The sequence below is a fragment of the Serratia odorifera genome (genome assembly GCF_041448735.1).
In the GTDB taxonomy this organism is placed as follows: Bacteria; Pseudomonadota; Gammaproteobacteria; order Enterobacterales; family Enterobacteriaceae; genus Serratia_F; species Serratia_F odorifera.
The window spans coordinates 39713-63713 of record NZ_JBGMUT010000004.1 but is presented as its reverse complement, the minus strand read 5'-3'; the positions used below and the strand labels follow the sequence as shown (position 1 = coordinate 63713).

The 24001-nt window shown below is 56.1% G+C and carries 21 protein-coding genes; 10 read left to right on the top strand and 11 right to left on the bottom strand.

Annotation, left to right across the window (positions count from 1 at the left end):
* Positions 1 to 3: 3 nt before the first annotated feature.
* Both ACCC84_RS12810 and ACCC84_RS12805 read left to right on the top strand, forming a co-directional pair.
* The gene (locus ACCC84_RS12810; RefSeq protein ID WP_198773243.1) at positions 4 to 1131 is read left to right on the top strand and encodes an iron-containing alcohol dehydrogenase; all 1128 of its coding nucleotides are present in this window, start codon (positions 4 to 6) and stop codon (positions 1129 to 1131) included.
* A gap of 193 nt (positions 1132 to 1324) precedes the next feature.
* Complete coding sequence (locus ACCC84_RS12805; RefSeq protein WP_371901978.1) at positions 1325 to 2419, top strand: hypothetical protein; 1095 nt, start codon at positions 1325 to 1327, stop codon at positions 2417 to 2419.
* On the opposite strand, the gene ACCC84_RS12800 is transcribed toward ACCC84_RS12805, so the two are convergent.
* The 8 genes from ACCC84_RS12800 to ACCC84_RS12765 all read right to left on the bottom strand — a co-directional run bounded on the left by ACCC84_RS12800 (position 2416) and on the right by ACCC84_RS12765 (position 10572).
* Positions 2416 to 3666 carry a phospholipase D-like domain-containing protein gene (locus ACCC84_RS12800; protein ID WP_039991215.1) on the bottom strand — a complete coding sequence of 417 codons (1251 nt, stop codon included), beginning with the start codon at positions 3664 to 3666 and terminating at the stop codon, positions 2416 to 2418. The two genes, ACCC84_RS12805 and ACCC84_RS12800, sit on opposite strands and share 4 nt — an antisense overlap.
* Positions 3659 to 4309, bottom strand: coding sequence for a MotA/TolQ/ExbB proton channel family protein (locus ACCC84_RS12795; protein WP_371901977.1), 651 nt, complete (start codon positions 4307 to 4309; stop codon positions 3659 to 3661). Before ACCC84_RS12795 ends, ACCC84_RS12800 begins: the two co-directional genes overlap by 8 nt.
* Positions 4310 to 4327: 18 nt before the next feature.
* On the bottom strand, positions 4328 to 6571 hold the full coding sequence (locus ACCC84_RS12790; RefSeq protein ID WP_039991218.1) for a TonB-dependent receptor family protein: 2244 nt from the start codon (positions 6569 to 6571) through the stop codon (positions 4328 to 4330).
* A 38-nt stretch (positions 6572 to 6609) separates the two neighbouring features.
* Complete coding sequence (locus tag ACCC84_RS12785; RefSeq protein ID WP_198773241.1) at positions 6610 to 7365, bottom strand: energy transducer TonB family protein; 756 nt, start codon at positions 7363 to 7365, stop codon at positions 6610 to 6612.
* 1 nt (position 7366) lies between these two features.
* Positions 7367 to 7774 carry an ExbD/TolR family protein gene (locus ACCC84_RS12780; protein ID WP_004955669.1) on the bottom strand — a complete coding sequence of 136 codons (408 nt, stop codon included), beginning with the start codon at positions 7772 to 7774 and terminating at the stop codon, positions 7367 to 7369.
* Between the two features lie 436 nt (positions 7775 to 8210).
* Positions 8211 to 9131, bottom strand: coding sequence for a L,D-transpeptidase family protein (locus tag ACCC84_RS12775; protein WP_004955671.1), 921 nt, complete (start codon positions 9129 to 9131; stop codon positions 8211 to 8213).
* A gap of 168 nt (positions 9132 to 9299) precedes the next feature.
* On the bottom strand, positions 9300 to 10178 hold the full coding sequence (locus ACCC84_RS12770; RefSeq protein ID WP_371901976.1) for a helix-turn-helix domain-containing protein: 879 nt from the start codon (positions 10176 to 10178) through the stop codon (positions 9300 to 9302).
* Positions 10179 to 10188: 10 nt separating this feature from the next.
* Positions 10189 to 10572: a hypothetical protein gene (locus ACCC84_RS12765; protein ID WP_371901975.1), complete on the bottom strand. Its 384-nt coding sequence runs from the start codon at positions 10570 to 10572 to the stop codon at positions 10189 to 10191.
* Between the two features lie 119 nt (positions 10573 to 10691).
* Between ACCC84_RS12765 and ACCC84_RS12760 the strand changes: the two genes are divergently transcribed.
* Positions 10692 to 11513 (top strand): AraC family transcriptional regulator, encoded by an 822-nt coding sequence (locus tag ACCC84_RS12760; RefSeq protein ID WP_198773240.1) that lies wholly within the window; start codon positions 10692 to 10694, stop codon positions 11511 to 11513.
* An 11-nt stretch (positions 11514 to 11524) separates the two neighbouring features.
* On the opposite strand, the gene ACCC84_RS12755 is transcribed toward ACCC84_RS12760, so the two are convergent.
* The 3 genes from ACCC84_RS12755 to ACCC84_RS12745 are packed head-to-tail and all read right to left on the bottom strand — an operon-like array spanning position 11525 to position 16270.
* Complete coding sequence (locus tag ACCC84_RS12755) at positions 11525 to 12505, bottom strand: AraC family transcriptional regulator (RefSeq protein ID WP_004955681.1); 981 nt, start codon at positions 12503 to 12505, stop codon at positions 11525 to 11527.
* Positions 12506 to 12550: 45 nt separating this feature from the next.
* Positions 12551 to 14896: a beta-glucosidase family protein gene (locus ACCC84_RS12750; protein ID WP_371901974.1), complete on the bottom strand. Its 2346-nt coding sequence runs from the start codon at positions 14894 to 14896 to the stop codon at positions 12551 to 12553.
* Positions 14897 to 14911: 15 nt separating this feature from the next.
* Entirely contained in the window at positions 14912 to 16270 is a 1359-nt protein-coding gene (locus ACCC84_RS12745) for an MFS transporter (RefSeq protein ID WP_371901973.1), read from the bottom strand.
* 670 nt (positions 16271 to 16940) lie between these two features.
* Here ACCC84_RS12745 and ACCC84_RS12740 point away from each other — a divergent pair.
* The 7 genes from ACCC84_RS12740 (at position 16941) to ACCC84_RS12710 (ending at position 23856) form a co-directional block, all read left to right on the top strand.
* Positions 16941 to 17345, top strand: coding sequence for a hypothetical protein (locus ACCC84_RS12740; RefSeq protein WP_310648678.1), 405 nt, complete (start codon positions 16941 to 16943; stop codon positions 17343 to 17345).
* A gap of 272 nt (positions 17346 to 17617) precedes the next feature.
* Positions 17618 to 18157, top strand: coding sequence for an SRPBCC family protein (locus ACCC84_RS12735; RefSeq protein WP_004955692.1), 540 nt, complete (start codon positions 17618 to 17620; stop codon positions 18155 to 18157).
* Complete coding sequence (locus ACCC84_RS12730) at positions 18157 to 19329, top strand: zinc-dependent alcohol dehydrogenase (protein WP_004955698.1); 1173 nt, start codon at positions 18157 to 18159, stop codon at positions 19327 to 19329. Before ACCC84_RS12735 ends, ACCC84_RS12730 begins: the two co-directional genes overlap by 1 nt.
* A 206-nt stretch (positions 19330 to 19535) precedes the next feature.
* On the top strand, positions 19536 to 20612 hold the full coding sequence (gene yncE, locus ACCC84_RS12725) for a 7-bladed beta-propeller protein YncE (RefSeq protein WP_004955701.1): 1077 nt from the start codon (positions 19536 to 19538) through the stop codon (positions 20610 to 20612).
* A gap of 114 nt (positions 20613 to 20726) precedes the next feature.
* Entirely contained in the window at positions 20727 to 21488 is a 762-nt protein-coding gene (locus ACCC84_RS12720) for a metallophosphoesterase (protein WP_371901972.1), read from the top strand.
* 258 nt (positions 21489 to 21746) lie between these two features.
* Complete coding sequence (locus ACCC84_RS12715) at positions 21747 to 23126, top strand: glutamine synthetase family protein (RefSeq protein WP_371901971.1); 1380 nt, start codon at positions 21747 to 21749, stop codon at positions 23124 to 23126.
* 19 nt (positions 23127 to 23145) lie between these two features.
* Positions 23146 to 23856 carry a trehalose-6-phosphate synthase gene (locus tag ACCC84_RS12710; protein ID WP_371901970.1) on the top strand — a complete coding sequence of 237 codons (711 nt, stop codon included), beginning with the start codon at positions 23146 to 23148 and terminating at the stop codon, positions 23854 to 23856.
* The last annotated feature ends 145 nt before the right edge of the window (positions 23857 to 24001 follow it).

The following is a 24001-nucleotide window of genomic DNA, read 5'->3' as shown; positions in this document are numbered from 1 at the left end:
CCCATGTCCAGCAGCCTGATGATCGCCAACCGGCAAACCTGGTTTGGCCACGGCAGTATCCGGCATCTGCTGCCGCTGCTCCAGGCAGATGCCCAGCCCACCCTGTTATTCAGTTGTCGCTCGTTCCTCAACGGCGAAGTGTATGCCGCACTGGCCACCGAACTGGCGCCGCTGCTGGTGGGAACCGAAATCGTCAGTCACGAGGCGTCACCGCAGGACATCGATGGCTGGGTGGCCCGCTGGCGTGGCAAAGCCGCTCGGGTGGTCGCCATCGGTGGTGGCAGCGTGCTGGACGCCGCCAAGGCGTTTTCCGCGCTGGTGCAGCACCCGCTGCCGACGTTGCGTTATATGGAAAAGGTCGGCGATAGCCCGCTCAGCGGCGCGACATTGCCGCTGATTGCCATTCCCACTACCGCCGGCACCGGCAGCGAGGTGACGCAAAACGCCGTGATCACCGATACCCAGTTCAGTAAGGTGAAAGCCTCGCTGCGCCATAACAACTTTGTGCCGCAGGTGGCGATCCTCGATCCGCAACTGCTGGCCGGCGCGCCGGATCGGGTGCTGGCCTACTGCGCCATTGATGCTTTCACCCACCTGTTTGAAGCCTATCTGTCCAAAACAGCCAGCAGCCTGTCGCGCGAAATGTCATTGACCGGCATCGGTCTGTTCCTTGAGGGCTGGCCGGCGTTGAACCGTAGCGATGCGGCGCGTGAAGCCGTCATGCACGCCTCGTATCTGGGTGGATTGACGCTGAGCATGGCGGGACTGGGGGTGATCCACGGTATTGCCGGGGAAATCGGCGCGCTGCGCGACTACCACCATGGTCAGCTGTGTGGCCGACTGCTGCTGCCGTTTCTGTCGTTGCTGGCGGACAGCGCGCAGCCCGAGCAGCGCGCGCGCATGACACAGCTGGCGGCGCGGTTGTTCCCGCAACACGCCCAGCGCCCGGAACAGTACCTGCACCAGCTGATTACCGAGCACGCCATCGCGCCGTTCTGGCAAAACGATCTGCCGTTGAGCGAGGATGAGCTGCTGATTGTCCTCGACAAGTCCAACAGCAAGAATTCGCTGGTTGATTATTCCGCCGCTCAACGCCGCGCGATGATCGAACAGGCATTCCGCATTGAATGATCATATAATCAAGCCACTAGCGGGAGGAAAGACATGAGTTTCATCGATTGGATCCTCGCCGGCATCGCGGTGGGCCTGATTGTCGGCGCACTGATGAAGATGTTCGGCAAGAAAAAGAAAGACCAGTAACTTATCGAGGGAGCTATGCAAATAGCTCCCAAGGGAGCCATTGACGACAACTTCAAGGGACTGGATGATGAACCGTTTAAGCCTATTTCTCACCTCACTAACCCTTCAAAGAATTAGCGTTGCTGTTGCTGTCATGTTTATCGCCATCGCAATAATCTCACCCAAAACGGCAGCGGTACTGATATATTTCTTAATGGGGTTGCTATTATTAAAACTAATATACGCAACGGTAAAAAGAATTTTTGTCATTTTCCCGATGGTAAGGAAGAAAATAATCATCCGTGGCTGGCGTGTGGTGGTGAATACGCGTAAATTTTATGCCATATCCCCCACAACCGAGTTATTCTTTCTATTATCTCTACTGATTGTCCCAATTATTTTCGTCGTTCTGTTTTTCCAGCAGAACCTATCCGTGGCAAAGGCACTTATCTCACTATTGGCCATCACGCTATCATGTGCGGCCTTCTTCGATATTAAAGGCAAGATAAGCTGGCTGATAAAGAAAGCCTGGGCACGCGTCATCGGCAAGCTGCTATTTGCCGGTATCGGTTCCGTTGCCTTTTTTATCGCGCTCGCGGGGATAAAACAATCGCTCTATCAAATGACCCAGGTCGAGGTAAAGCACTTCCCTGAATTCGTTAATCTTGCCGCCACCCTCTATACGCCCGTAGTCTATGGCTATTTCATCGGTTTTTTATTGATGTCGATGGTAGTGGTTGAATGGTTTTTCATCATGTTACCGATGTCTTTTTCACCAGTTTTAAGCTCTTTTTTTCCCGAAAAATTAGCGCGTTTTTCTTATCGCCTACGCACCGGTAAAAAAGAGCTTCCCGACACGACGCCATTTCACTTCAGAGATCTTCTGTTTCTGTTACGTATCTTCGCACCATTAGCCTTAATCACTACCTTTGGCCATATTGCCAATACCTTATCGACAACCTCCGAAAGCAGACTCAACAAGACTATTATTTCTGCACTGATTGAAATGCATTACCACGATAATGTCGATTGTCAAAATCTGCCCTGGAATGCCAAACTGTTACGATTGGATAAAGACACGGTTTCTGTCGTTCAATCGACAGAAACCGGTGGATTCACATTTTCAAAACAACAGTGTCGATTAAAAACGGTAATGGATAATTCACAGCATAACCGTTAATCACCCCCCGGCTTTGGTGGTGGGTAGTCATAGTCGACGCGCAGCGCGGCGGCATAGTCGCTGTCCCACAGCTGGCTGAACAGCCGATCGACCCGCTGCGTCATGGCGGCGTTGTTCAGCACCAGTTCCAGATTGCGTGAATTATCCAGATAGCCGCCGGTCCAGTTGCTGGTGCCGATCCACGCCCGCTCGCCGTCAATGGTCATGATTTTGCTGTGGATCACCCGCGCATACGGGATAAAACCGCTTTGCGCCTCGGGGATGGTCACCACCTTGATCTGCACATTAGGCAATAGCGCCAGGCTTTTCAGGTAGTCGATATCGGGCTTGTCGGTGTTCCAGTTGGCGACCATCAGTTCGATCTGCACGCCGCGCGCTGCCGTACTGCGCAACGCGTTGTCGATCACCGCGTAGTAGGGCCGGCTGCGTTGCGGGCCATAAGACAACGGCGCATAATCCATCACCTGCACCCGCACCTGCCGCTTGGCCGCCGCCAGCAAGCGCGGCAGTTCGTCTTGCGAATCGATAACCCCGGGCGGATCGTAAGCCCGCGGACTGGCAACCAGATAATTGCCGCTGGGCTGCGGCTCTGACGGCGGCTGATAAGCCAGCGCCGGCACCGGCTTGCCGGCCACCAACCGGGCCTGTGCCTGCCAGTCCTGCTCAAAAATCGCCTGCACCTGGCCCACTACCTTGCCGTCGCTGATGCGCAAGCCGGTTTCCTGAATATGTTGCAGCGCTCGCCAGTCAAAATTCTGGCTGCCGACAAACGCCTGTTCGCCGTCCACCAGCAGGTATTTGGCGTGCAGAATGCCACCGCTCAACTGCTGATACGGGATAATGCGCAACTCAAGGTTAGGGATCGCCTTTAGCTGTTCCAGCGTGGCCGGCGTCGAGTTGCGGATCCCCTTCTGCTCCAGCAGAAAACGGATCTTCACCCCGCGCTCGCCGGCCGCCTTCAACTGCGCCAAGACGCCGTCCAACTGCCCGCCGGGCTGATTGGCAACGTAAAACTGGGCGATGTCGATACGCTGCCTGGCCGCCGCAAACATCTGTTGCCAGACCTCGGCGGTGTCGCGCAGATCGTCGTTATGCAGGCGGGTCTCCACCGGTGCGGTATACACCAGTTCATAGCCGGGGATTTCAAAACGCGCCGCAGCGGCGTGGCTCAACATCAACAGGCAGCTCCCCCATAATGCCGTGTATAGGCGGCCTGATGGCCGCCGTGGTTGACGGCCATTAGGCATAACGTTGCTCCCCGCTGTCAACCCAACGGTCGGCCTGGTCATGTTCCGGGCGGCTGGCCGGCGTACCGGCACGGATCAGCAGCACCTTCAGCAGCTCGTTAATCCGCTCCATACGGCTTTGCAGGTAATTATTGCCCACCAGACACAGCAGCGCGATGGCGATGCCAAGGCCGGTGGCGTACAGCGCGGTGCCCATGCCGGCCGACACCAGACTCGGTTCAGACACCCCGGACGCCGCCAGCGCCTTGAAGGTTTCGATGATGCCCATCACCGTGCCGAGCAGCCCGAGCAGCGGTGCAGCGGTAACGATGGTTTCCAGCAGCCATAGCCCGCGACTCATCGGCGGTTTGCTCAACAGATACTGCGCGTCGATCACATCCCCCAGCGTTTCACGATCGTCGGCCTGATGTTTCTGTTCCAGCACCGGCAGGATCACCGCCAGCGGCAGGCTGTTACGCTGGATTAACGCCTGCGGCAGATCGTCGGCGCGGCGCACCTGCGGCGTCAGCGCCTGTTCCAGCCGACGCGCCTGCCGTTGGGTATAGGCAAAATACAGCGCGCGTTCGATAATAATCACCAGCGCAATCACCAGCGCGGCGTACATCACGTAAAAGATAATGTCGTGCAATAGATTGGCATTCATAACGCCCCCTTCAATCAATTAAAATGTGGCTTCCAGCGACACGCTAAAGGTGCGCTCTTCGCCGACGTTGTAATACGGCGTGCTGGCTTTGACGCCGTCATACGGCGCCGCATTGAACGTGGTGCTACGCACCGAGGTCAGGTATTCCTTGTCAAACAGGTTGCTGACGCCAAAACGCAATGCCGCACTCTTGACGATTTTCTTGTCCACCGGCAGATACACCCCGGCCGCCAGATCGACCACCGTGCGCCCACCGATTTTTTCGTCGTTGGTCAGATCGCCATAGAACGAGCTGACATATTTGCTGCTGACGCTGCCGTAGTACAAACCGTCGTCGTAGCCCAGCGTCAGGTTGAGCAGATTTCTTGGCACGTTGGGCACGTCCTTGCCAGAGGTCGGCAATTCATGGCCGCCGTTGCTGACGATGTTGTTCTGCTGCTTGGCCTGGGTGTAGGTATAGGAGGCGTAATAGTTGAAGTTATGCGGCAACTGACCGCTCCATTCCAACTCCAGCCCCTTGTTCTCCACGTTGCCGATGTTCATCATTTCGTAATCACCGTCGGCATTGGTGGTGGAAATCTGCCGATCGCTATAACGCAGGTAGAACAGCGTGGCGCTCAACAGCATGTCCTCCTGCTGGAAACGCCAGCCCAGCTCGTGGTTCCAACTGAGCTCCGGTTTGGTATTGATCGAATCGCCCACGTTGTACAGCACGTAGTTCGGCGGCGTGCGCATATTGCGCGTCAGGTTGTAGAACAGCTGGTTTTCCTGGTTGAGCCTGTAGCTGGCGCTGAAGTTCGGCAGTAACTCGTGGTAAGTGGCCTTGCGGTTTTCCGGCACGTTGTACAGGCTGCCACGGTTTTCCCCCTTACGCTCCACATACTGGTACGCCAGCCCGCCGACAAAGGTCCATTCCGGCGAGAAGAACCAGGTATCCTGCAGCCAGACTTTCTGCGCCGGCGTCACGGTGTACTGATTGCGCCCCTGTACGGTGTTGCCGTTGGCGTCCTGGACCTGATCGCTGCCGCCCGGTTTACCCCAGATCTGCGCCGGATTGCCGTCGCCGTTGATGCTGATGAACGGCTGCGTTTGCAACTGACGCGCTCGCTCATACCAGTAGCCCACGTCGAGACTGTGCTGTTCGTTGATATCCCACTTCAGCTTGGTGGTAATGCCCGGCCGCCAGGTCTGTGTCCACGACGGGCGATAGTAGGTATTGGAACCGAGATTGCTCAGGTCATACTGTCCGGCGCGGTCCGAGGTGCTGGACAGTACCGAGGCGGTCTGGCCGGTGAAGCTGCCGCCGTTGCCCCAGTAATAGTACGGTTGCAGCGTCAACGACAGGTTGTCGCGCAGTTGCAGCTTCTGGGTAAACGACAGGGTGAAGTTTTCGAACGGGTTGCGGTCGATCTTGTAGTACTTGTTCAACTGTCCTTTGCTGTTGTACTCCGGCGTAGTGGCGTAATCGGTGTAGCGGCCGTCCTGTTCGAACTGCGCTTTGCTCAGGGTGTTGTAGTTGGCGTTTTCCTGCCGGTTGTACTTCATCACCAGGTTACTGCTGTTGCCGTTGCCGTCTTCGTACAGCGAGTTCATTTCAAACTTGTCGGAATATTCACGCCCTTCGCCGCGCCACTTTTTGGCTTCGGTGTGCGAATAGGAGATCCAGTTGCTGAAACCGTTATACTCGCCGGTTTCCAAACGGGCGAAGGTCTTGCTAAGGTTATTGCTGCCGAGCGTCTGTTTGACGAAACCGCCAAAGTCCTTGGCCGGTCGGCGCGTCACCAGCCCGATATTGCCGCCGCTGGAACCGATGTGCGGACCGTCGACCTCGGAGGAGCCCTGGGTGACGAAAATTTCCTGCAGGTTTTCCGCGTCGCCGAGCAGGTTCGGGTAGACCGCGTAGTTGCCGGAGTCGTTAATCGGAATGCCGTCCATCGACAGGCCGATTTGGTCTGACGTCATGCCGCGCATGGTGTAATCAACACCGCTCAGGCCGCTGGCGTCGTTGCTGTTAATGTTCAGTCCCGGCGTGTATTTCAATTTATCGATGGCGTTGCCGGCGGACGGCATTTTATCCAGCGCTTCCTTGGTCACGGTGGATCGCGCCTTGGCACTGTCATCCTGCACCATCATGCCCCCGCCCAGCGGCTGCCCCTGAACGCTGATGGTACCGACGTCGGTACCCTCCTCCGCCATTAGCGCCCCTGGCAACAGCGCCGACATCACCGCCAGGTAAATCCCAGAACGTTTGAACGATTTCATTATTTTCATCCCATAGCGAACAATGGTTATTTCAGGCTTTATGGCGCCCGATAATTAAACGTGGCTGTGAAACGTTTTTTTGCTTGCCCGGCAAAAGCCTCACTGGGGAATGGCTTTACCTGGCTGATGCTCTGCAGACTGCTGGCCGCCGCGCGGTTGAGCAGCATGCTGCCGGCCTTGCTGGCGATACCCGAGGCCACGACCCGACCGCTGCGATCCACCTCCAGCCAGACTTCCACATTGCCCTGCGGCCGCTCCAACGACGCCTGACGCCCGGTCGGGTAGCGCTTGCGCTGTTCCAGTTCGCGGCGCAGCGCAAGCAGGTAGCCATTCTCCAGCGCCTGGGCATTGACCGTCGGCGTTGCCGGACGTGCTGGCGCGGCGGCCGGTTTTGACGGTTGCGGTCTGCTGGACAACGCCTGAGTTGCGCTGGCTGTCGGTGGTGGCGGGTTCACCGCCCTGGTTTTTTCCTTCACCGGTTTCGGTTGCGGCCTGGGTGTAGGTTTCGGCTTCGGTTTGGGTTTGGGCTGCGGTTTGGGCGTCGCCTCAACGATCGGTTCCGGCGCTGGCAGCAGCGGTTCGGCCATCGGCTCCGGCGGCGGTTCTGGCTGCGACGGCGCCTCGGGCATTGGGGGTTCCACCGGCGTTTCCACCAGTGCCAGCGCCATGGTGGTGTCGTCGTAGCGCGGCTGGATCTTCAGCGTGGCCTGCTGGCTGGCGAACAGCAGGCAACCGGCGACGATCAGCGCCGGCAACCAGCTGAAAAGATGACGTGAGCGATAGAGCAGATACATGTCACAGCTTCCGGGTGGCGATAGAGACAGAGAAGAAACCGCCCTGGCGCAGGCTGTCCATCACGGCCACCAGCCGTTCCACCGCAACGCCCTTATCGCTGTTGACGATAATGGTGGTAGGTTGATCGCCCTGCTGCTGTTGCTTTAGCGTGCTAACCAGGGCGTCCAGCGCAACCGGCTGGCCATCGAGCTGCAACTGCTCGTCGGCGCCCAGGGTGATGATGGCCTTTTTCTGCGGCTTCAACTGCTGCGCACTGCCGGCGCTGGGCAATTGGGTCTTCAATCCCAGCGCCGGGATCACGTTCAGGCTGATCAAGACGAAAAACACCAGCAAAAACATCATCACGTCGATCATCGGGATCAGTTCGATGTGCGCTTTATTTTTCTTTGGTTCGTTCCAGTTACGCATGGCATACCCTCCCAAAAGCAAAGCAGCCAATATAGTGAGGGTATGTTTATCTTTTGTTACGTTTATGTGATGTTATTTTCACAATCACGTTATTTTGAGAAGATTTTTTCAATTCAAAGGGCGGTATGAAAGGCGAGCAAAGCGTGGACGCACAGGGAGGAGGAAAATTTCGCGGCAAAAAAAGCGCCAAGGCAACCGCATGACGACCATGTAATGTGAGAATAATGACAGCCTGTAGCCATAAAAAAGACGCCCGCAGGCGTCTAAAGTTAATGACAACGTAGCCTATTGGCCCGAGATAGCAGGGCCAAGCGCACCTAGGGGCGCTCCGGCGGCTCATGCCGCTACGACCCCAACGGCACGCTCGCCCTGATATCTGACTGTATCAGCAGTCTGAGACGCCCGCAGGCGTCTTTTCACCGCGTAATAACCGCTATCAGTTCACTTTAACCGGCATACCGGAACGCGCCTTGATTGCCGCATCCACTTCGCTCTGGTTGATACCCGCATCCATCAGCACTTTGCCGACCGCTGGGGTGATGGTTACCGGCACCGGATCTTTCGACTTCAGCTCTTCTTCATTGGCAGAAAGCGGGTTGTGCACTTCCAGATAACGGGAACCGTCTGGCTCCACCGAGGCTTTCACCGGCTCGTTGATAAACTGTACGCGGGTGCCGACCGGCACGCTGTCGAACAGGTATTTGATATCATCGGCACGCAAACGCACACAGCCGTGGCTCACGCGCAGGCCGATGCCGAAGTTGGCATTGGTACCGTGAATGGCATACAGACGCCCTACGTACAACGCGTACAGACCCATCGGGTTGTCCGGACCGGCCGGGAATACCGCCGGCAGGATTTCGCCGTCTGCGGCATATTCTTCACGCATTTTGGCGGTCGGCGTCCAGGTCGGGCCGTCCTTCTTGCGCTGTACGCTGGTTACCCAGTTCAGCGGCGTGTCCTTGCCCAACTGGCCGATGCCGATTGGCAAAACCACCACGGTGTTGCTGCCCTTCGGGTAGTAGTACAGACGCATTTCGGCACTGTTGATGATGATGCCCTGACGCGGCGCGTCTGGCAGGATCAACTGCTGTGGAATGGTCAGGGTACTGCCCGGCGTTGGCAGGAATGGATCCACCCCCGGGTTGGCTTCCAGCATATTGCTCAGGCCCATCTGGTACTGAGCGGCAAAGCTTTCCAGCGGCAGCTTGCTGTCGGCTGGAACCTGGATTTGAATATTTTGCCCCACCAGGCGGCTATCCTTGGCAGGCAGTGGGTATACAACGGCGAAGGCTGCCTGGCTGAACGCAACCAGTGCCGTAAACAGGGTTAATAACGCGCGAATGCTCATTTTCATCTTCGTGTTGGTGTGTGGGCCGCACTGGCATAGGTATTATCCAGGTCAAAAAGACCGGATGCGCATTATATGTGCACTTCGGCAAAAGTGTGAAACATTCCCGGTTGCAGAACGCACTTTTTTGTAACGCACTAACCACAGAAGATGAATTTTATTGTCAAACGGCGCTTAGCGCGCCGATTTGTCTGCCGACAGCCGACGGATGGGGATCAGGTATTCGCAACGGATAGCGCTGGTCGCCTGGTGGTAAAATCCGCTTTGCGCCGGGTAAAACCGTTCGATATCACGCCCTGGTCGGCGCACCACGTCCAGTTCCGGCATCGCGGTGTCGTAAATCCGCGCAATAAAGTTCTGCAACTCCTCAGCCTGGCCATGGTAAACGAAACTGGCATACTCCCCCGGCTCAATCTGCACCACCTCCCCCACCGTTCGCTCATCCACCAGCGCGGCGGTGTACACCATGCGCTGCCGATCGCGCTGCCGACCATCGACCTCCAGACTGGTCAGGCCGTAGGCCACCGACGGAGGCTGTGCATTGGGCTGTAACAGCGTGCTCCAGGCGGTATGGCGCAGCTCTTTCTTCATGCGCCCCAGTTCGTGCAGCGTCATCGTGCGGCGCTGAGTGCGCCCGACCAACTGCATCGCCGGCAGTTCGACAAAGTCGGCCGCCGGCAACGGCTGGGCGGCGATGCGCAGCGGCGGCTGCATACCGTAGCTCGACCAGTCGGTACAGCGGCGGTAGGCCGCAGGCGGCAGACCAAACTGCTTTTTAAAACCACGAGTAAACGTCTGCTGCGAATCAAACTGATATTTATCGGCGACGATCGCCACGCTGGTGCACATCAGGCGCAACTCGCGCGCGGCGGCGGTCAGCCTTCTACGCCGAGCGTAGGTTCCCAGCACGTGGCCGGTCTGCTGCTTGAACATCCGTTGCAAATGCCACTTCGAATAGCCTGACCTGGCAGCGATATCATCCAGCGTCAGCGGCTGATCCAGATTCTGCTCGATCCAGGCCAGTAATTGGTTAATCACGTCCAACTGATGCATTGCAGCCCCCTTATAGACTCAACAGATTTTGCGCCCGTTGCCGCGCCTGTGTTTCATCGGCCACCACCTCGACCGGGTAACCCCAGAATCGGCTGGCAAAGTCGGCAAACGGCTCGGCAGCGGCACGGCGCTCCGCGTCTGGCTCAATCATCACCATACCTTTGACATATTTTTTCAGCGCATCACGGCGGTCGCGTTTCCACAACGCCACCTGCGTGCGCCGATCGCGATCGTGCTGTTGTTCATCGGTCATCGGTGATTCGCACAACAGTACAAACGGCTGCTGTCTGGCCAGCAATGCGTCAAACTCGGCAAACTCACCGGCAACGTCGCGAGGCTGCCCCGCCGGTTGGCGCATCCACACCCAAGGGAAACTAGCGGTATCTAATGACATTACGTTGACTCCATAGCAGACTGACGGCATGCCGCTTACTTTATCGACGACCGCACTAGACCACATTGCACAATCAGGACATAATATTTTTCATTCACGCCAAAATGAGAACTATTCTCATGAGTTTCGTTGCCACCAAACCGCGTTTTGATATTGATAAGGTGCCACGCGCCATTTTTGCCGTACAGGGCACCAGCATTACCGAGGATTGGGAGGTTGAGCCCCATCGTCACCAGAAAGCACAACTGATCTACACCGCACGCGGCATGATCCGCTGCGAGGCGGAAAGCGGCCTGTGGCTGGTACCACCGCAGTGTGCCTTATGGATGCCCAGCAACACTTTGCATAATGCGCAGGGCACCGGATCAACCGAGTGCTACTGTCTGTTTGTCGATACCTCGACCTTCGTCGGCCTGCCGGAAAACTGCTGTACTCTGGCGATTTCACCGTTGCTGCGCGAGCTCTTGCTGCAGGCCAGCCGTTTTGACCCGTTGTACGACCAACAGGGTAGCGAAGGCCGCCTGATTGCGGTGCTGCTGGATCAGTTGGCGGCCGCGCCGGTAGAAAACCTGCATCTGCCGGTGTCGCACGACGTGCGCATTCGGCAACTGATGGAGCGACTGTTGGCCGACCCGGCGGATAAATCCACCATCGGGCAATGGGCGCAGCGCATCGGCATGAGCGAACGTTCGCTGAGTCGCACGCTACAACAGCAACTGGGGATGAGTTTTGGTCAGTGGCGACGCCAATTGCACGTCATGTTGGCGCTGCAACGCCTGACGCAGGGCGAAAGCGTACAGACCGTGGCGCTGGATCTCGGTTATGAAAGCGCCAGCGGTTTTGTGACGATGTTCAGGAAAGCCGTCGGCAAGCCACCGGCGCGTTATCTGGCGGAAAAAACGGCTGCCGGCCAGCAACTGGACGGCAGCATCGCCATGTGATGAGCCGGCATTCAGGCGGGTGCAGACAACCATTGGATGACTTGGGCACTGAGCGGCAAACAGCGAAAATCGGTCATTACCGCCAAATCCGCGTCGGGCTGATTCAGCCCGGCCAGCATTCTTTTACGAAACTCGCTGGGGGTCACCGAACAGTATTTGTTAAAGCAGGCATTCAAATGCTTATGTTCTTTAAAACCGCAGAGGTGGCTGATTTCGGTAATCGGGATTTGGGTATTTTTTAACAGTGATTTTGCTTTATTGGTACGCAGGATCATCAGATATTCTTTGAAATTGTATCCGCTGACTTTCTTGAACATGCGGGAGAAATGGAAGTAACTCATACCCGCCATGTCCGCCATCTTCGACAAATTCAGCTCGCGGGTTAAGTGCTCCGCAATATAATGCATGCTCTGCTTAACCAGTTGACCGTCGCGTTTGCTGTATCCCTCGGACGGCACGCCCGCGCCGGGCTGCTCGGCATATTCAAGCGCACTCAATAACGTATAGATCGCAGCCAGTTTGGCAAAGGACGAAGCCTGCGCCATCTGCCGCTGGGTAATCAGCAGTACGGCGTCCCGCAATGCCCGATCCTGCGGCCGTTGCTCGGCCCAGGACGCACGGCAGTAATCGATATGCGGCGCCGGGTTAGCGTCATCAAACAGGCGGGGGGAAAACTGGATGGTCAGTAAGCGGCTGTTGGCTGCCGTGGCCTCCAACGCATGTATCTCATCGGGATTGATATATACCATGCCGCCGGCGGCCACCTGATGGCTGCGCTGACAAACATTGAGAGTGAAACTGCCGGTCAACACGCAGATCAGCTCCGGCGCGCTATGCCAATGGGGTTCACAGTAGCGCACCTCGGCAGCAAACAGATTGTATTTTTCGGCATCAAAGGAAATCAGCTCGTACCCTGACCCTTCATGCACGCCCCCCGAACGATGGCTGCCTGCGCTCTGCCCAGCGCGATAGACTACTGCGAATGGAAACATGTGCTCCCCCGGTTCCCGGCAGGGCTGCCCTGCCGGCCAGAAAAGTTAATCGACGCTGCCTTGCAACGCCGCCTCGAGCTCGTCAATACTGATGTCCACGGCCAGAAACTCGGTCAGGCCAATGAACATGCCGCAAAACAGTTCAGGCGCTATCGATGCGAGCCTGTCACCGACAACCCCCTCCGGTTGACCGCTTTTTTGCGCCACCAATGCGGTAACCCGACGAAAGGCTGCCGGTTGCTGCAATAGCTGTTGCAAGGAGTTATCCGGTTTTAACGGTAAATACCACGGTGCCGCCTGCAGGCTCACCACCGCCTGCAAGGCAATGTCACGCGACGATCTGGCTATATGCAGGCCATAATCCCCTGACGACATGACCCAGCGTTGCAGCGTAGGATGATAGCAGGCCAAATCCTGCGCCTGAATGTTCATGCTCACGCTGCGCGTTTCTCCCGGTTCAAGGGCAACCTTGGCAAAGGCCGCTAACGCCCTCGGCTCTCGCGGCAACGCCTGTTGCGGCGCGCTGATATACAGCTGAACGATTTCCTTGCCGGCACGTTGGCCAATATTGGTGATATCCACGCTCACAGTCAGCGTTTCCCCCTCACTCAGCGTTGGCGTGGAAAGGCGCAAGTTGTCATAGGCAAAACGCGTATAGCTCAAGCCAAACCCGAACGGGAACAGCGGCGTCATCTTGCGCTTGTCATAGTAACGATAACCCACATAAATCCCTTCGGCATAAGCATGTTTTAAATCTTCGCCCGGATAATGCAGCCAGGCGGGGGTCTCCTCCAACGTATTAGGTACCGTCACCGTCAGCTTGCCGCATGGGTTGGCATGGCCAAACAGAATATTGGCCACTGCACGCCCCATTCCCTGGCCGGCGAAGAAGGTTTCCAGCACGCCCTTGCAGTGATTCAGCCAGGGCATTACCACCGCGTCGCTGTTCGCCAGCACCACGATCAGATTGGGTTGCACCGCCGCAACGGCGCGAATCAACGCCTCATGGCTGGCGATAATATCAAGATTACTGCGGTCACCGTTTTCGCCGTCCTCGCCGATGGCGGTGCTGGCAAACACCACCGCCACGTCTGACTGGCGCGCCACCGCAACCGCCTGAGCCAGCGCGGCGGCGTTGTCCGCGTCGTCATCGGGTGCGCCAATGGCATAGTCGATGTGAAAATCATTGCCGGCAACGTCCAGGATCTCGTCCAGCGGCCGATCCAGCATATAGGGTACGGTGGTCGCGCAACCGGATCCCTGGATCACCGGTTCATGGGCCGGCTTGCCCAAAATCGCGATGCGCTTCACCTTGTCGAGCGTCAGCGGCAAAATATCCGCCTCGTTTTTCAACAGCACGACAGACTCCTGGGCTATCTGTTGAGCCAGGGCATGGTGCGCAGTAAAATCGGCCTTGAACCCCGGTTTGCGATGCCGCTGCACCTTGTCAATCAATGCCAGCATGCGCAGGCAGGAGCGATCGACCACGGCTTGCGGTACGTCACCGGCATTAATCGCCGCCAGCAGCGAGCGCTTGTCGCGCCGCGTTTCCGGCATCGCCAGATCGTTGCCGGCCAGCAGCGATGCCGGGCGATGCTTAATACCGTACCAATCTGACATCACCACGCCGTCATACTGCCATTCGTCCCGCAATATCTCGGTCAGCAACTGGTGATGTTGGGATGTCTGAATGCCGTTGAGACGGTTATAAGAGGACATCAGCGTCCAGGGATTGGCTTTTTCAATGACACGCTTGAAACCGGCCAGGTAGATTTCCCGCAGCGCACGCTCCCCCACCTGCGAATCCATTTCGGTTCGTCGATATTCCGAATTGTTGCAGGCAAAGTGCTTAAGGCTGGCGCCGACCCCTTCATCCTGCAAGCCGTTGATCAAGCCTGCGGCAATATCAGCGCTCACCAGCGGATCTTCCGCATAGTATTCATAACCGCGGCCGGCTAACGGCGTGCGGCGAATATTGATGCCCGGCCCGAGCAGAATGCCAACCCCCATCTCCTGGCATTCGTGAGCCAGCGCCTGCCCCATGCGGTAAGCCAGATCAACGTCCCAACTGCACCCCAGGCTGCAACCGTTGGGGAAGCAGGTCGCCGGGCGCGAATAGCTGAACAGCGCTTCGGAACCACCGGCGGCCTCCTGATGACTTTCTGCTGCGTTTTGGCCGACAACCGACAGGAAATCGGTAATGCACCAATTTTCCCCGCCATCGATCTGGCTGGCACTGTAACGCACGCCGTAGGTGCCGTCGGTCATCACCAGGCTTTCAATACCCAGTCGCGGCAACGCCGCCGTGCGCCACAACCCTTGGCCAGTCAACAGCGCCACCTTTTCTTCCGTAGTCATGGTAGCAAGCGTGGCGGAAAAATCATTTTTCATAAGAATCACCTTGAGTTACACGAGGTTTTGCTTGGCCAGTTCAATTTTTTTAATAATTTCACGGTAGGTTTTTTCATCTAAGGTATAAAACACCACAAATACCATACCGAGAATAAACATCAGGCCGGGGAAGATGGTCATCATCAGATTGATGCCATTACGCGCAGGTTCACTGATACTTTCTGCACTGTAATTGAAATAGTCGAGCATAATGCCGGCACAGCCGCCGCCGATCGCCATGGCGATTTTGGTAATAAAATTAAAGAATCCGTAAATAGCCCCTTCGGTTCTGACGCCATGTTTCCATTCCGCATATTCAACGGTATCGGCAATCATTGACCACATCGAAACAAACCCCATACCTAGAGTAATACTGAACAGACACACGCCGGCCATAATTAAATAAATGTTTTCACCAGCAAAAATATATTGACCAAACAGGCCGACAACCCCAATGGTCAGCGCCAATAATGTCATGTATTTTTTACCCATCATGGCGATCAACCTGGCTGAAATCACCGTACCCAAAATATAGGCGGCGGACTGAATGGCAAAAAACTCGGAGGTGAACGACTCATCACTAATGATATACTTGATGAAATACACCGCAATCGCCATCCAAACGGTGTAGGCGATATAAAAGAATACGGTAAACAGGGAAAGATTGATCAGCGGCATATTACCGGAAACCGCCTTGATCATTTCTTTTAACGTCGGGGACTGCAATTGTACCTTTACCCGCTCTCGGGTCATGCCAAAGCAGGCAAGGAACAGAAAGGTCGCCAATAGCGCAAAACAGCTGACGGCAAAAACATACCCCATTTTTTGATCGGTAACACGCGAAATCAGCAGATCGGCGCAGGTCGACACCACCAGATAGCCCAAAATGGCAAACACAAAGCGGTACACCGACAGCGATGCGCGCGATCCTTCATGCTGGGTCAGCATATTGGTCATGGCCGAATACGGCGTATTAACCGCAGTATAAGCCAGACAATAAAGGGTGTAAGAGCACAGTGCAAAATAGAACTTATGATCGGTATCCGGTGTGTAAAAGCAAAACAGGGTTAATAAACCTAACGGTACCGCACCAAAAAGCAGATAGGGTCTTAATTTCCCATAGCGCGTTTGCGTTTTATCGATAAAGAACCCAACGGCAATATTGAACAAGGCATCGATAACCCTGGCAATAACAAAAATCAGACTGGCCTGGGTGGCGCTGATACCGTAAATATTGGTGTAAAAATAAAGCAAAAACAGGGAGACGAAGCCAAAAGAAAGATTCGAGGCCATATCGCCAAAACCATAGCCAATTTTTTCTCGCACGCTGACTACGACATAACTATCACTCACCACTGCGGTTGTTTTTTTCATACCCTGGCTCTTTTAATGTTGGTGAACATATGCGGTTTATCGTCATGGCCACCTGATAACATGGCCTGACTCTGGCAGCGGTAATCGCTAATAAAACCGGCCAGGTCAATACGTTGTTTAATTGATTCTCACCGCAACGCCATATAACCATAAAAAGAGTGACTCGACTTCCCGCTTTTTGCGGGATGACTACCGTTTTTTTGCCGTCTCGGGGTTTATGCAAAATATGTGAGGAGCCGCATGTTTTTGCCGTTCTGGCCGCGGCGATAGCGGCAGCATGTGGCGCGATCAAGGGATATTCGAACTATCTCGACAGTGCCAGCCGAGCAGCCAGATTTATGAAAACCGGCGGTTGGATCGGCATCGGGCTCGCCGGGCTGAATACCACTAACGAAGTGTATAACGCCTGCACTAGCGGCCGAAAGCAGCAATGCGGGAAAATTGCCGTGAAGGGCTATGGTAACTTTGCTGCAAGTACGGCTACTGGTATTGTCGGCGGTCGCTTTGGATCTGCGATCGGTATGGGGGCCTGTGCAATAGTATCGGGGTCGGTGAGCGTTGGCATTGGAGCACTTGCATGTGGCGTGGCAGGAGCGGCCATCGGGGGCGCAACGGGCTCGGCAGTCGGTGGTTATGCTGCAGATTATCTGACCGACTTTATTTGGGGGGAATGATGAAACTTGTTGTTATCTTATGCGTTTTTATCGTCCTGCTATTAGCAGTGATTCAGTATGTGCTTTACCGCCGCCATCGAGATGAGTTTAATACCTTTTACCATCATTACGTGGGTAGCGGCCATCTTGTTCCTTCTTATGTTGTCTTGGCTGATAACCTCGGTTTTGTTGGCCTTTCAATGAAAACGCTTTGGTTCCGCTGGATATTGAACAACAGAAAAATAAAAACACAGCGCAATAAGTGGTTGGATAAAAAAACGTATGATTTTGTACAGGAGCACGCTTCAAAAAAGTTGCAATCCTGGATCAGGCTAGACCTTACCCTATTGATATATCAAGGAATATTTTTATTTCTGGCTGGGGCACTCATTTTACTGATAAATCATGAAATAATCAGCTGAGATGAAATACCTCGGGATTGGTTAAGCTAATAACAGGCTGTTTTATTACCGATAACATTCTTCTCGAACGGGACAACGTTAACACCACAATCCAGCTGCGGTCCCTCTTTGTTCTGCATTATCTTTCACGCCTCGCCCCCGCCAGCCAAACGTAACGGCAGGAAAAATCCTGAGTTTTTGCTTAACTTTAATCATAAGGAAATAACCCACAGGAAGATCCCGAACACCGCAGACTGTATTTAACCCGGCCTGTGTCAACGACGAGGAGAGTTATGCAACACGCTCAACTGAACGTCGAAGGCGTTAAAAACAAAAGCAAAGCGGTTGAAGTCAACCGATGGATCACCATCGGCAAACCGGCGCTGGAACTGCAACGGCTGTGGTGCGATCCGCACACCTTGCCACTGATCATGTCCCACTTCGCCAAGGTCGATATCCTCAACGAACGCGAATCCAGCTGGATGGTGGAAGATATGCTGAGCCAAAAATGGTATTGGCAAAATCGCATCACCGAGTTGCAACCCGGCATCGCCATCTATTGGCAATCCTTGCAAGGCGCCGACCTGCCAAACGAAGGTAGCCTGCTGTTCCGCGAAGCTCCCGCCGCGAAAGGCACCGAACTTTCCCTGCGGGTTATTTTTGAGCCCCCCGGCGGTGAAATGGGCAAAAAAATCGCCGACTGGTTAAACGTGGTGCCAAAAGAGATCGTCAGCAAAGCGCTGCACCGCTTTAAGAGCCTGGCCGAAACCGGTGAAATCCCGCGGGTTTCGCCACAGCCGGTCGGCGCTGACCGAGCGAAGAAGGAGGCGTAATGCGAGCACTGTGTTGGAACGGGGTCAATGACCTGCGTGTCGAAACGGTGAACGACCCCACGCTACTCAACCCTAAAGACGCGATTGTCAAAGTTGGGCTGACTACCACCTGCGGTTCGGATTTACACGTGATCGACGGGCTGATCCCCAGCATGAAAGACGGTGATATTCTTGGCCACGAATTTATGGGCGAAATTGTCGACATCGGGCGTGAGGTCAAACGTGTAAAAGTCGGCCAGCGCGTGGTGGTGCCGTCATTCATCGTCTGCGGCTCCTGCTGGTACTGTCAGCACCAGCTGTATTCCTGCTGCGACAATACCCACCCGCAGCCCGAGCTGGGCGAACCGGCGCTGGGCTATCCCACCGCCGGTATCTATGCCTACAGCCACGCCTTTGGCGGCTATGCCGGTTCGCATGCCGAATACGTACGCGTGCCGTTTGCCGATAATGACTGTTTCGTCATCCCGGACGGCGTCAGCGATGAGCAGGCGCTATTTTTGTCCGATGCGGCGCCCACCGGGTATATGGGCGCCGATTTCTGCAATATTCACCCTGGTGATATCGTTGCGGTGTGGGGCTGCGGCGGCGTCGGCCTGATGGCGCAGCAAAGCGCGTTGCTGATGGGCGCCGAAAAGGTGATCGCCATCGATCGCCTCCCGGAGCGGCTGGCGTTTGCGCAAAACGCCTTCGGCGCCATTCCGCTGGATTATACCCAGGTCGATGTGCCGGAAGCGTTACTGGAACTGACCGGCGGCCGCGGCCCTGACAGCTGTATTGACGCCGTCGGCATGGAAGCCAAAGGCGAAGGGCTGACCCAGATCTACGATCGCACCAAACAGCTGCTACACCTGCAAACCGACGTCGGCGCCGCGCTGCGTCAGGCACTGTACTGTTGCCGCAAGGCCGGTACCGTGGCCATTCTTGGCGTTTACGGCGTGATGGACAAGTTTCCGGTCGGGCTGATGATCAATAAAAGCCTGACCATTCGTACCGCCCAGCAGCACGGCCAGCGTTATGTACCGACGCTGCTGGATCTGGTTGCCGCAGGGAAAATGAACCCGGCGTTGATGGCGACGCATCGCTTTTCGCTAGAGGAGGCCCCCCTGGGCTACCAGATGTTCAAGCATAAAACCGACGGCTGTTTGCGCGCCGTGTTCGCCCCCGCACGGTAGGCCTGTACGGTACGCAATGTGCGCTCGGGCAGTATCGGCGGCAAAATAGCTGCCCTTTCCAATAAATAATGATTATTATTCTCAAATATAAAGCCGGGCGCGCCATGACGTGCCCGGCGGCGTCGTACTTTTAATTCAATGTTGAGCTGTTTTCGCCGTTCGGCCTCCGCCGGCGGCCACAACACAATTAACCATATGGAGATGTTATGAACACTGTGATGACAACCGGTCGTCGCTTCGGCGGGCGTGCGGTTTTCCCACTGATGCTACTCACCAGCCTGCTGTTTTCTAGCGCATCGCAAGCACAGACCGACACGGAACTGCTGCGTAAACCGATTGGCAAGGGCGCCTATGAAATGGCCTATAGCCAAAGCGAAAACGCGCTGTATCTGGCTACCTCGCAGAGCCGTAAGCTGGATAAGGGCGGCGTAGTATACCGTCTGGATCCCACCACGCTGGACGTGACCCAGATCATCCATAACGACCTCAAACCGTTTGGTGCCGCGATCAACGGCAAAACCAATACGCTGTATTTCGGCAACACCGTCAACAGCAGCGTTACCGCTATCGACGCCAACAGTGGCAACGTGAAAGGCCGTCTGGTGCTCGATGCACGCAAGCGTTCCGACAGCGTAAAACCGCTGGCGCCGCGTGAACTGGTGGTCGACGCCAATACCGACACCCTGTATATCACCGGTCTGGGTGAATCCAGCGTGGTATGGGTAGTGGATGGCAAGGATCTGACGCTGCGCACCACCATCGCCAACACCGGCAAGTATGGCACCGGCCTGGCGCTGGACGCCGACGCTGGTCGCCTGTACGTGACCAACGCCGACGGCGAGCTGGTGACCATCGACACCAAAACCAACAAGATCCTGACGCGCAACAAACTGGATCAATCCAAAGAGCACTTCTTCCTGAACATCAGCCTGGATCCGGCGAACCATCGTGCGTTCATCACCGACTCCAAACAGCCGCAGGTGCTGGTGGTCGACACCAACAACGGCGCTATCCTGCACAAAATCGAGGCGCCAACCTCACTGGCAGTGCTGTTTAACCCGGCGCGTAACGAGGTCTATGTCACCCACCGCGAAGCTGGCGAAGTCAGCGTGATCGACGGCAAAACCTACCAGGTACTGCGCACCGTCAAAACGCCAACCCACCCGAACAGCCTGGCGCTGTCACCGGACGGCCAGACGCTGTACGTCAGCGTCAAGCAGGCTGCCAGCCGCGAGAAAGAAGCTACAGATCCGGATGACGTGATCCGGATTGCTCTGAAGTAAGCAACATCGGGGGTGCTGCGGCGCCCCTTTTTAATCGACCTTTGCCGTCGCCAGCCGCTCTGTGCTTACGGCGATGAGTTATACTTTATGGTTCTCCCATAAGGAGGGCCAAACATGATGGTCACCCTTGATGTCAATCGCCACGGCCGTGATTTTGCCGTTGGCGATCTGCATGGCTGCCTGTGGCCGTTGCAGTCGTTGCTCAATCATGTGGCATTCGATCGCCAGCATGACCGCCTGATCGCGGTCGGCGATCTGATCGATCGCGGCGAGCACAGTCTGTCGTGCCTGGAGTTACTGACGCAGGACTGGTTTTATGCGGTACGCGGCAATCACGAAGCTCGGGCGCTGGAGTGGTGTGCCGCCAGGCAACGCCAGCAGCCGGCGCTGGATTTGCAACTGATGTGGCAGATTGACGGCGGCGAGTGGTTTTTCCACCTCAGCCCACAGCAGCAACGCTATTGTCAGCAGTTGATGCAACCGATGCCGTGGACAATTGCCTTGCAGACCGGGCGACGACGCTACGCAATTTTGCATGCCGAAGTGCCGCCGGAGATCGATGATATCGACACCTTCTACCGTCGTTTGCAGGCGGGCGACCACGCGGTGAAGCAGGCCTGCATCTGGGGGCGAGAACGTTATATCAACAACCTGCAACGGCCGATCGCCGGCGTCGATTATCTGATCTGCGGCCATACGCCCGGCGACCCGCAGGACGCACTGCATGGCAACAGCCTGGACATCGATTTTTGCGCATTCGCCATCGCCAGCGGCGGGGCGCTGGGGATGCTGGAACTGGGGCGGGAACAGTTGTACATCAACAGCCGCAGCGGCATTCGGCAAACCACGCTGGCGAGCCTTGGCCTGCGCCATTAAGCAAGCCTGGCGGCGCGACACTCTCCCCTTGCCGAATATACCCGCACCGTACGGCGGGGAGATTTACACTATTTTTATTTCCGCGCTGCCAATCATTATGGCGTTTTTACAGACGGCAGGAAAATAGCCGGATAACATTATCTCATCGCCATAATGGCATGATGAGACAAATACCCATGCGTTTATACTTTTGCGTTGCCGGTTATTATTCCCCACTGATTCCCCCTATGACTGATGCGTTAAATAACCGGGGGTTTTATGTACGCTAACATCATTGATTTTCATGCATTATTAACACCAACCCCACCAGCGCCGCAGCAAAAATTCAGTCAGGAAATAAAAGACTATCTGCAACGTTATCCCGACACTGAATTGGTGGATATTTATCTCAACGATCTAAATGGCCAATTTCGCGGCAAACGGATTGCCGTCAGCGCATTATTTTCTTTGCAAAATGGTTGTTATTTCCCACAGTCGATTTACGCCATGGATTTAAACGGTCAGGTGATTGAAGACAGCGGCTTGGGCCAGCATGCCGGGGAACCCGACCGGCTGTGTCTGCCGGTGCCCGGCACGCTGCGCCCTTGCGCCCGAGATCCGCAGCATATCGCGCAACTGCAGCTGACAATGCGCGAAACCAACGGCGATCCCTGCCGTATTGAACCGCGGGTGGTGCTGGAGCGTGTATTACACCGCCTGCATCGGTTGGGCTATTACCCGGTGATCGCCGCCGAGCTGGAGTTTTATCTGCATGCGCCGCATCAGCTACCGGGCATGGCGCAACCCAGCCTGACGCAGAATTTTTCGGTTGATGCGCCAGAGTGTCACGGCGCGTTGCTCGATGACATCGCGCATCATGCCAAATTGCAGACGATACCGCTGACCGGCGTGGTGGCCGAGGCCGCAGCCGGGCAATATGAACTCAATCTGCAACACAGCAGTAAAGTGCTGGAGGCCTGTGACCAGATCCTGGCGCTGAAACGCCTGACGCGTCAGCTGGCGGAAAAGCATCACCAGCACGCCTGCTTTATGGCCAAACCCTGCGCGAAGGCCGCCGGCAGCGGCCTGCACTTCCATATCAGCCTGCAGGATGCCCAGGGACACAATTGGTTGGCCAGCCAGCCGGATACGCTCAGTAGCTCCATGCGCCAGGTTATCGGCGGCATGCTGGCACTGATGCCGGCGTCGATGGCGATCCTCGCCCCCAATATCAACGCCTTCCGGCGTTTTCGCCCCGACATGCACGTGCCGCTGTGCGCCTCGTGGGGTTACAACAATCGTACCGTGGCGTTGCGCCTGCCCTGCGCCGACAACGCCAATCAGCGCGTGGAGTATCGCCTGGCCGGCGCCGATGCCAACCCCTACCTGGCCGTTGCCACCATCCTGGCTGGCATGCTGTATGGGCTGGAAAATCCCACGCCGTTACCGCCGGCCGCCACCGGTGACGGCCACGCTACCCCGCAGGCGGCACCGCTGCCGCTCAACCAGCCGCAGGCGCTGGAACTGTTCAGGCAAAACGCCTATTTGCAGGCGCTGTTCGGCCCGGCGTTCGGCTCACTGTGGCACACCTGTAAAAGCGCCGAATTACGCCAGTTTGAACAGCAGATTACCGACACTGAAATGGCCTGGATGTTATAGGCACACCAAGGAAACCACTATGTCTCGTCTGGTTCTGATTTCGAATAAACACTGCGATGCCAACGATATCGTCGCGGCGGCAAATGACTATTCGCTGACCGATTGGGTCGACGAGCACCAAGGGGTATGGCTGGGCTGGAATGGCGATGTGCAAACCTTCGCCGAGGCGGAATATCGGCCGATCGACGACCACCAACGCGACGGTTATCAATTCGTTACCTTTCCTTTTTCCGCCCGCGAGTTTCATTACCACTATCAAGGCTATTATCACGATGGGCTATGGCCGGTGTTTCACCAGCAGCCCGAACTCGCGCACTTTTCGGCCGAAAATTATCAGGCCTATTGTCAGATTAGCCAGCATATCGCGGCCATCGCCTGCGATTACGTCTGTCCGAGCGACCTGATTTGCGTCGATGATTACCAACTGCTGCCATGCGGCGCCGCGCTGAAACAGCAAGGTTTGCTCAACCCCTGCGGCTTCTTTTTTGCGCTGCCGTTTCCTTCCGTCCCGCTGTTGAAAACCATTCCGCAACACCGCGAATTGATGGCGTCGCTGTTTTATTACGATCTGATCGGTTTTCGCAGTCTCGCCGACGTGAATAATTTCCACCACTATCTGGCGACGGAATATGCGGTCGAACGGTTGCCCGACAACCAGCTGCAGGTCGACGGTCATATCTTTACCACTGCCATCTTTCCCGACGCGGTACACGCCAGCCGGGTGTGTTAGCACGCCTGGCGAGCCGCTGGCCATCGCTGGTTACGCCAACTGCTGTTTGAAGTCTGCGGCAGTTAACGTGTTCGCCGGGGCTTGTGCCCCGGCCAGTGCGCTAACCGCTCACCCGACGTTTTCAACCGCTCAATCTGCCGATCAA

Coding starts and splice junctions, on each gene's coding strand:
- ACCC84_RS12810 (WP_198773243.1), top strand. CDS start 4: ATGTCCAGCAGCCTGATGATCGCCAACCGGCAAACCTGGTTTGGCCAC.
- ACCC84_RS12805 (WP_371901978.1), top strand. CDS start 1,325: ATGATGAACCGTTTAAGCCTATTTCTCACCTCACTAACCCTTCAAAGA.
- ACCC84_RS12800 (WP_039991215.1), bottom strand. CDS start 3,666: ATGCCTAATGGCCGTCAACCACGGCGGCCATCAGGCCGCCTATACACG.
- ACCC84_RS12795 (WP_371901977.1), bottom strand. CDS start 4,309: ATGAATGCCAATCTATTGCACGACATTATCTTTTACGTGATGTACGCC.
- ACCC84_RS12790 (WP_039991218.1), bottom strand. CDS start 6,571: ATGAAATCGTTCAAACGTTCTGGGATTTACCTGGCGGTGATGTCGGCG.
- ACCC84_RS12785 (WP_198773241.1), bottom strand. CDS start 7,365: ATGTATCTGCTCTATCGCTCACGTCATCTTTTCAGCTGGTTGCCGGCG.
- ACCC84_RS12780 (WP_004955669.1), bottom strand. CDS start 7,774: ATGCGTAACTGGAACGAACCAAAGAAAAATAAAGCGCACATCGAACTG.
- ACCC84_RS12775 (WP_004955671.1), bottom strand. CDS start 9,131: ATGAAAATGAGCATTCGCGCGTTATTAACCCTGTTTACGGCACTGGTT.
- ACCC84_RS12770 (WP_371901976.1), bottom strand. CDS start 10,178: ATGCATCAGTTGGACGTGATTAACCAATTACTGGCCTGGATCGAGCAG.
- ACCC84_RS12765 (WP_371901975.1), bottom strand. CDS start 10,572: ATGTCATTAGATACCGCTAGTTTCCCTTGGGTGTGGATGCGCCAACCG.
- ACCC84_RS12760 (WP_198773240.1), top strand. CDS start 10,692: ATGAGTTTCGTTGCCACCAAACCGCGTTTTGATATTGATAAGGTGCCA.
- ACCC84_RS12755 (WP_004955681.1), bottom strand. CDS start 12,505: ATGTTTCCATTCGCAGTAGTCTATCGCGCTGGGCAGAGCGCAGGCAGC.
- ACCC84_RS12750 (WP_371901974.1), bottom strand. CDS start 14,896: ATGAAAAATGATTTTTCCGCCACGCTTGCTACCATGACTACGGAAGAA.
- ACCC84_RS12745 (WP_371901973.1), bottom strand. CDS start 16,270: ATGAAAAAAACAACCGCAGTGGTGAGTGATAGTTATGTCGTAGTCAGC.
- ACCC84_RS12740 (WP_310648678.1), top strand. CDS start 16,941: ATGATGAAACTTGTTGTTATCTTATGCGTTTTTATCGTCCTGCTATTA.
- ACCC84_RS12735 (WP_004955692.1), top strand. CDS start 17,618: ATGCAACACGCTCAACTGAACGTCGAAGGCGTTAAAAACAAAAGCAAA.
- ACCC84_RS12730 (WP_004955698.1), top strand. CDS start 18,157: ATGCGAGCACTGTGTTGGAACGGGGTCAATGACCTGCGTGTCGAAACG.
- yncE (WP_004955701.1), top strand. CDS start 19,536: ATGAACACTGTGATGACAACCGGTCGTCGCTTCGGCGGGCGTGCGGTT.
- ACCC84_RS12720 (WP_371901972.1), top strand. CDS start 20,727: ATGATGGTCACCCTTGATGTCAATCGCCACGGCCGTGATTTTGCCGTT.
- ACCC84_RS12715 (WP_371901971.1), top strand. CDS start 21,747: ATGTACGCTAACATCATTGATTTTCATGCATTATTAACACCAACCCCA.
- ACCC84_RS12710 (WP_371901970.1), top strand. CDS start 23,146: ATGTCTCGTCTGGTTCTGATTTCGAATAAACACTGCGATGCCAACGAT.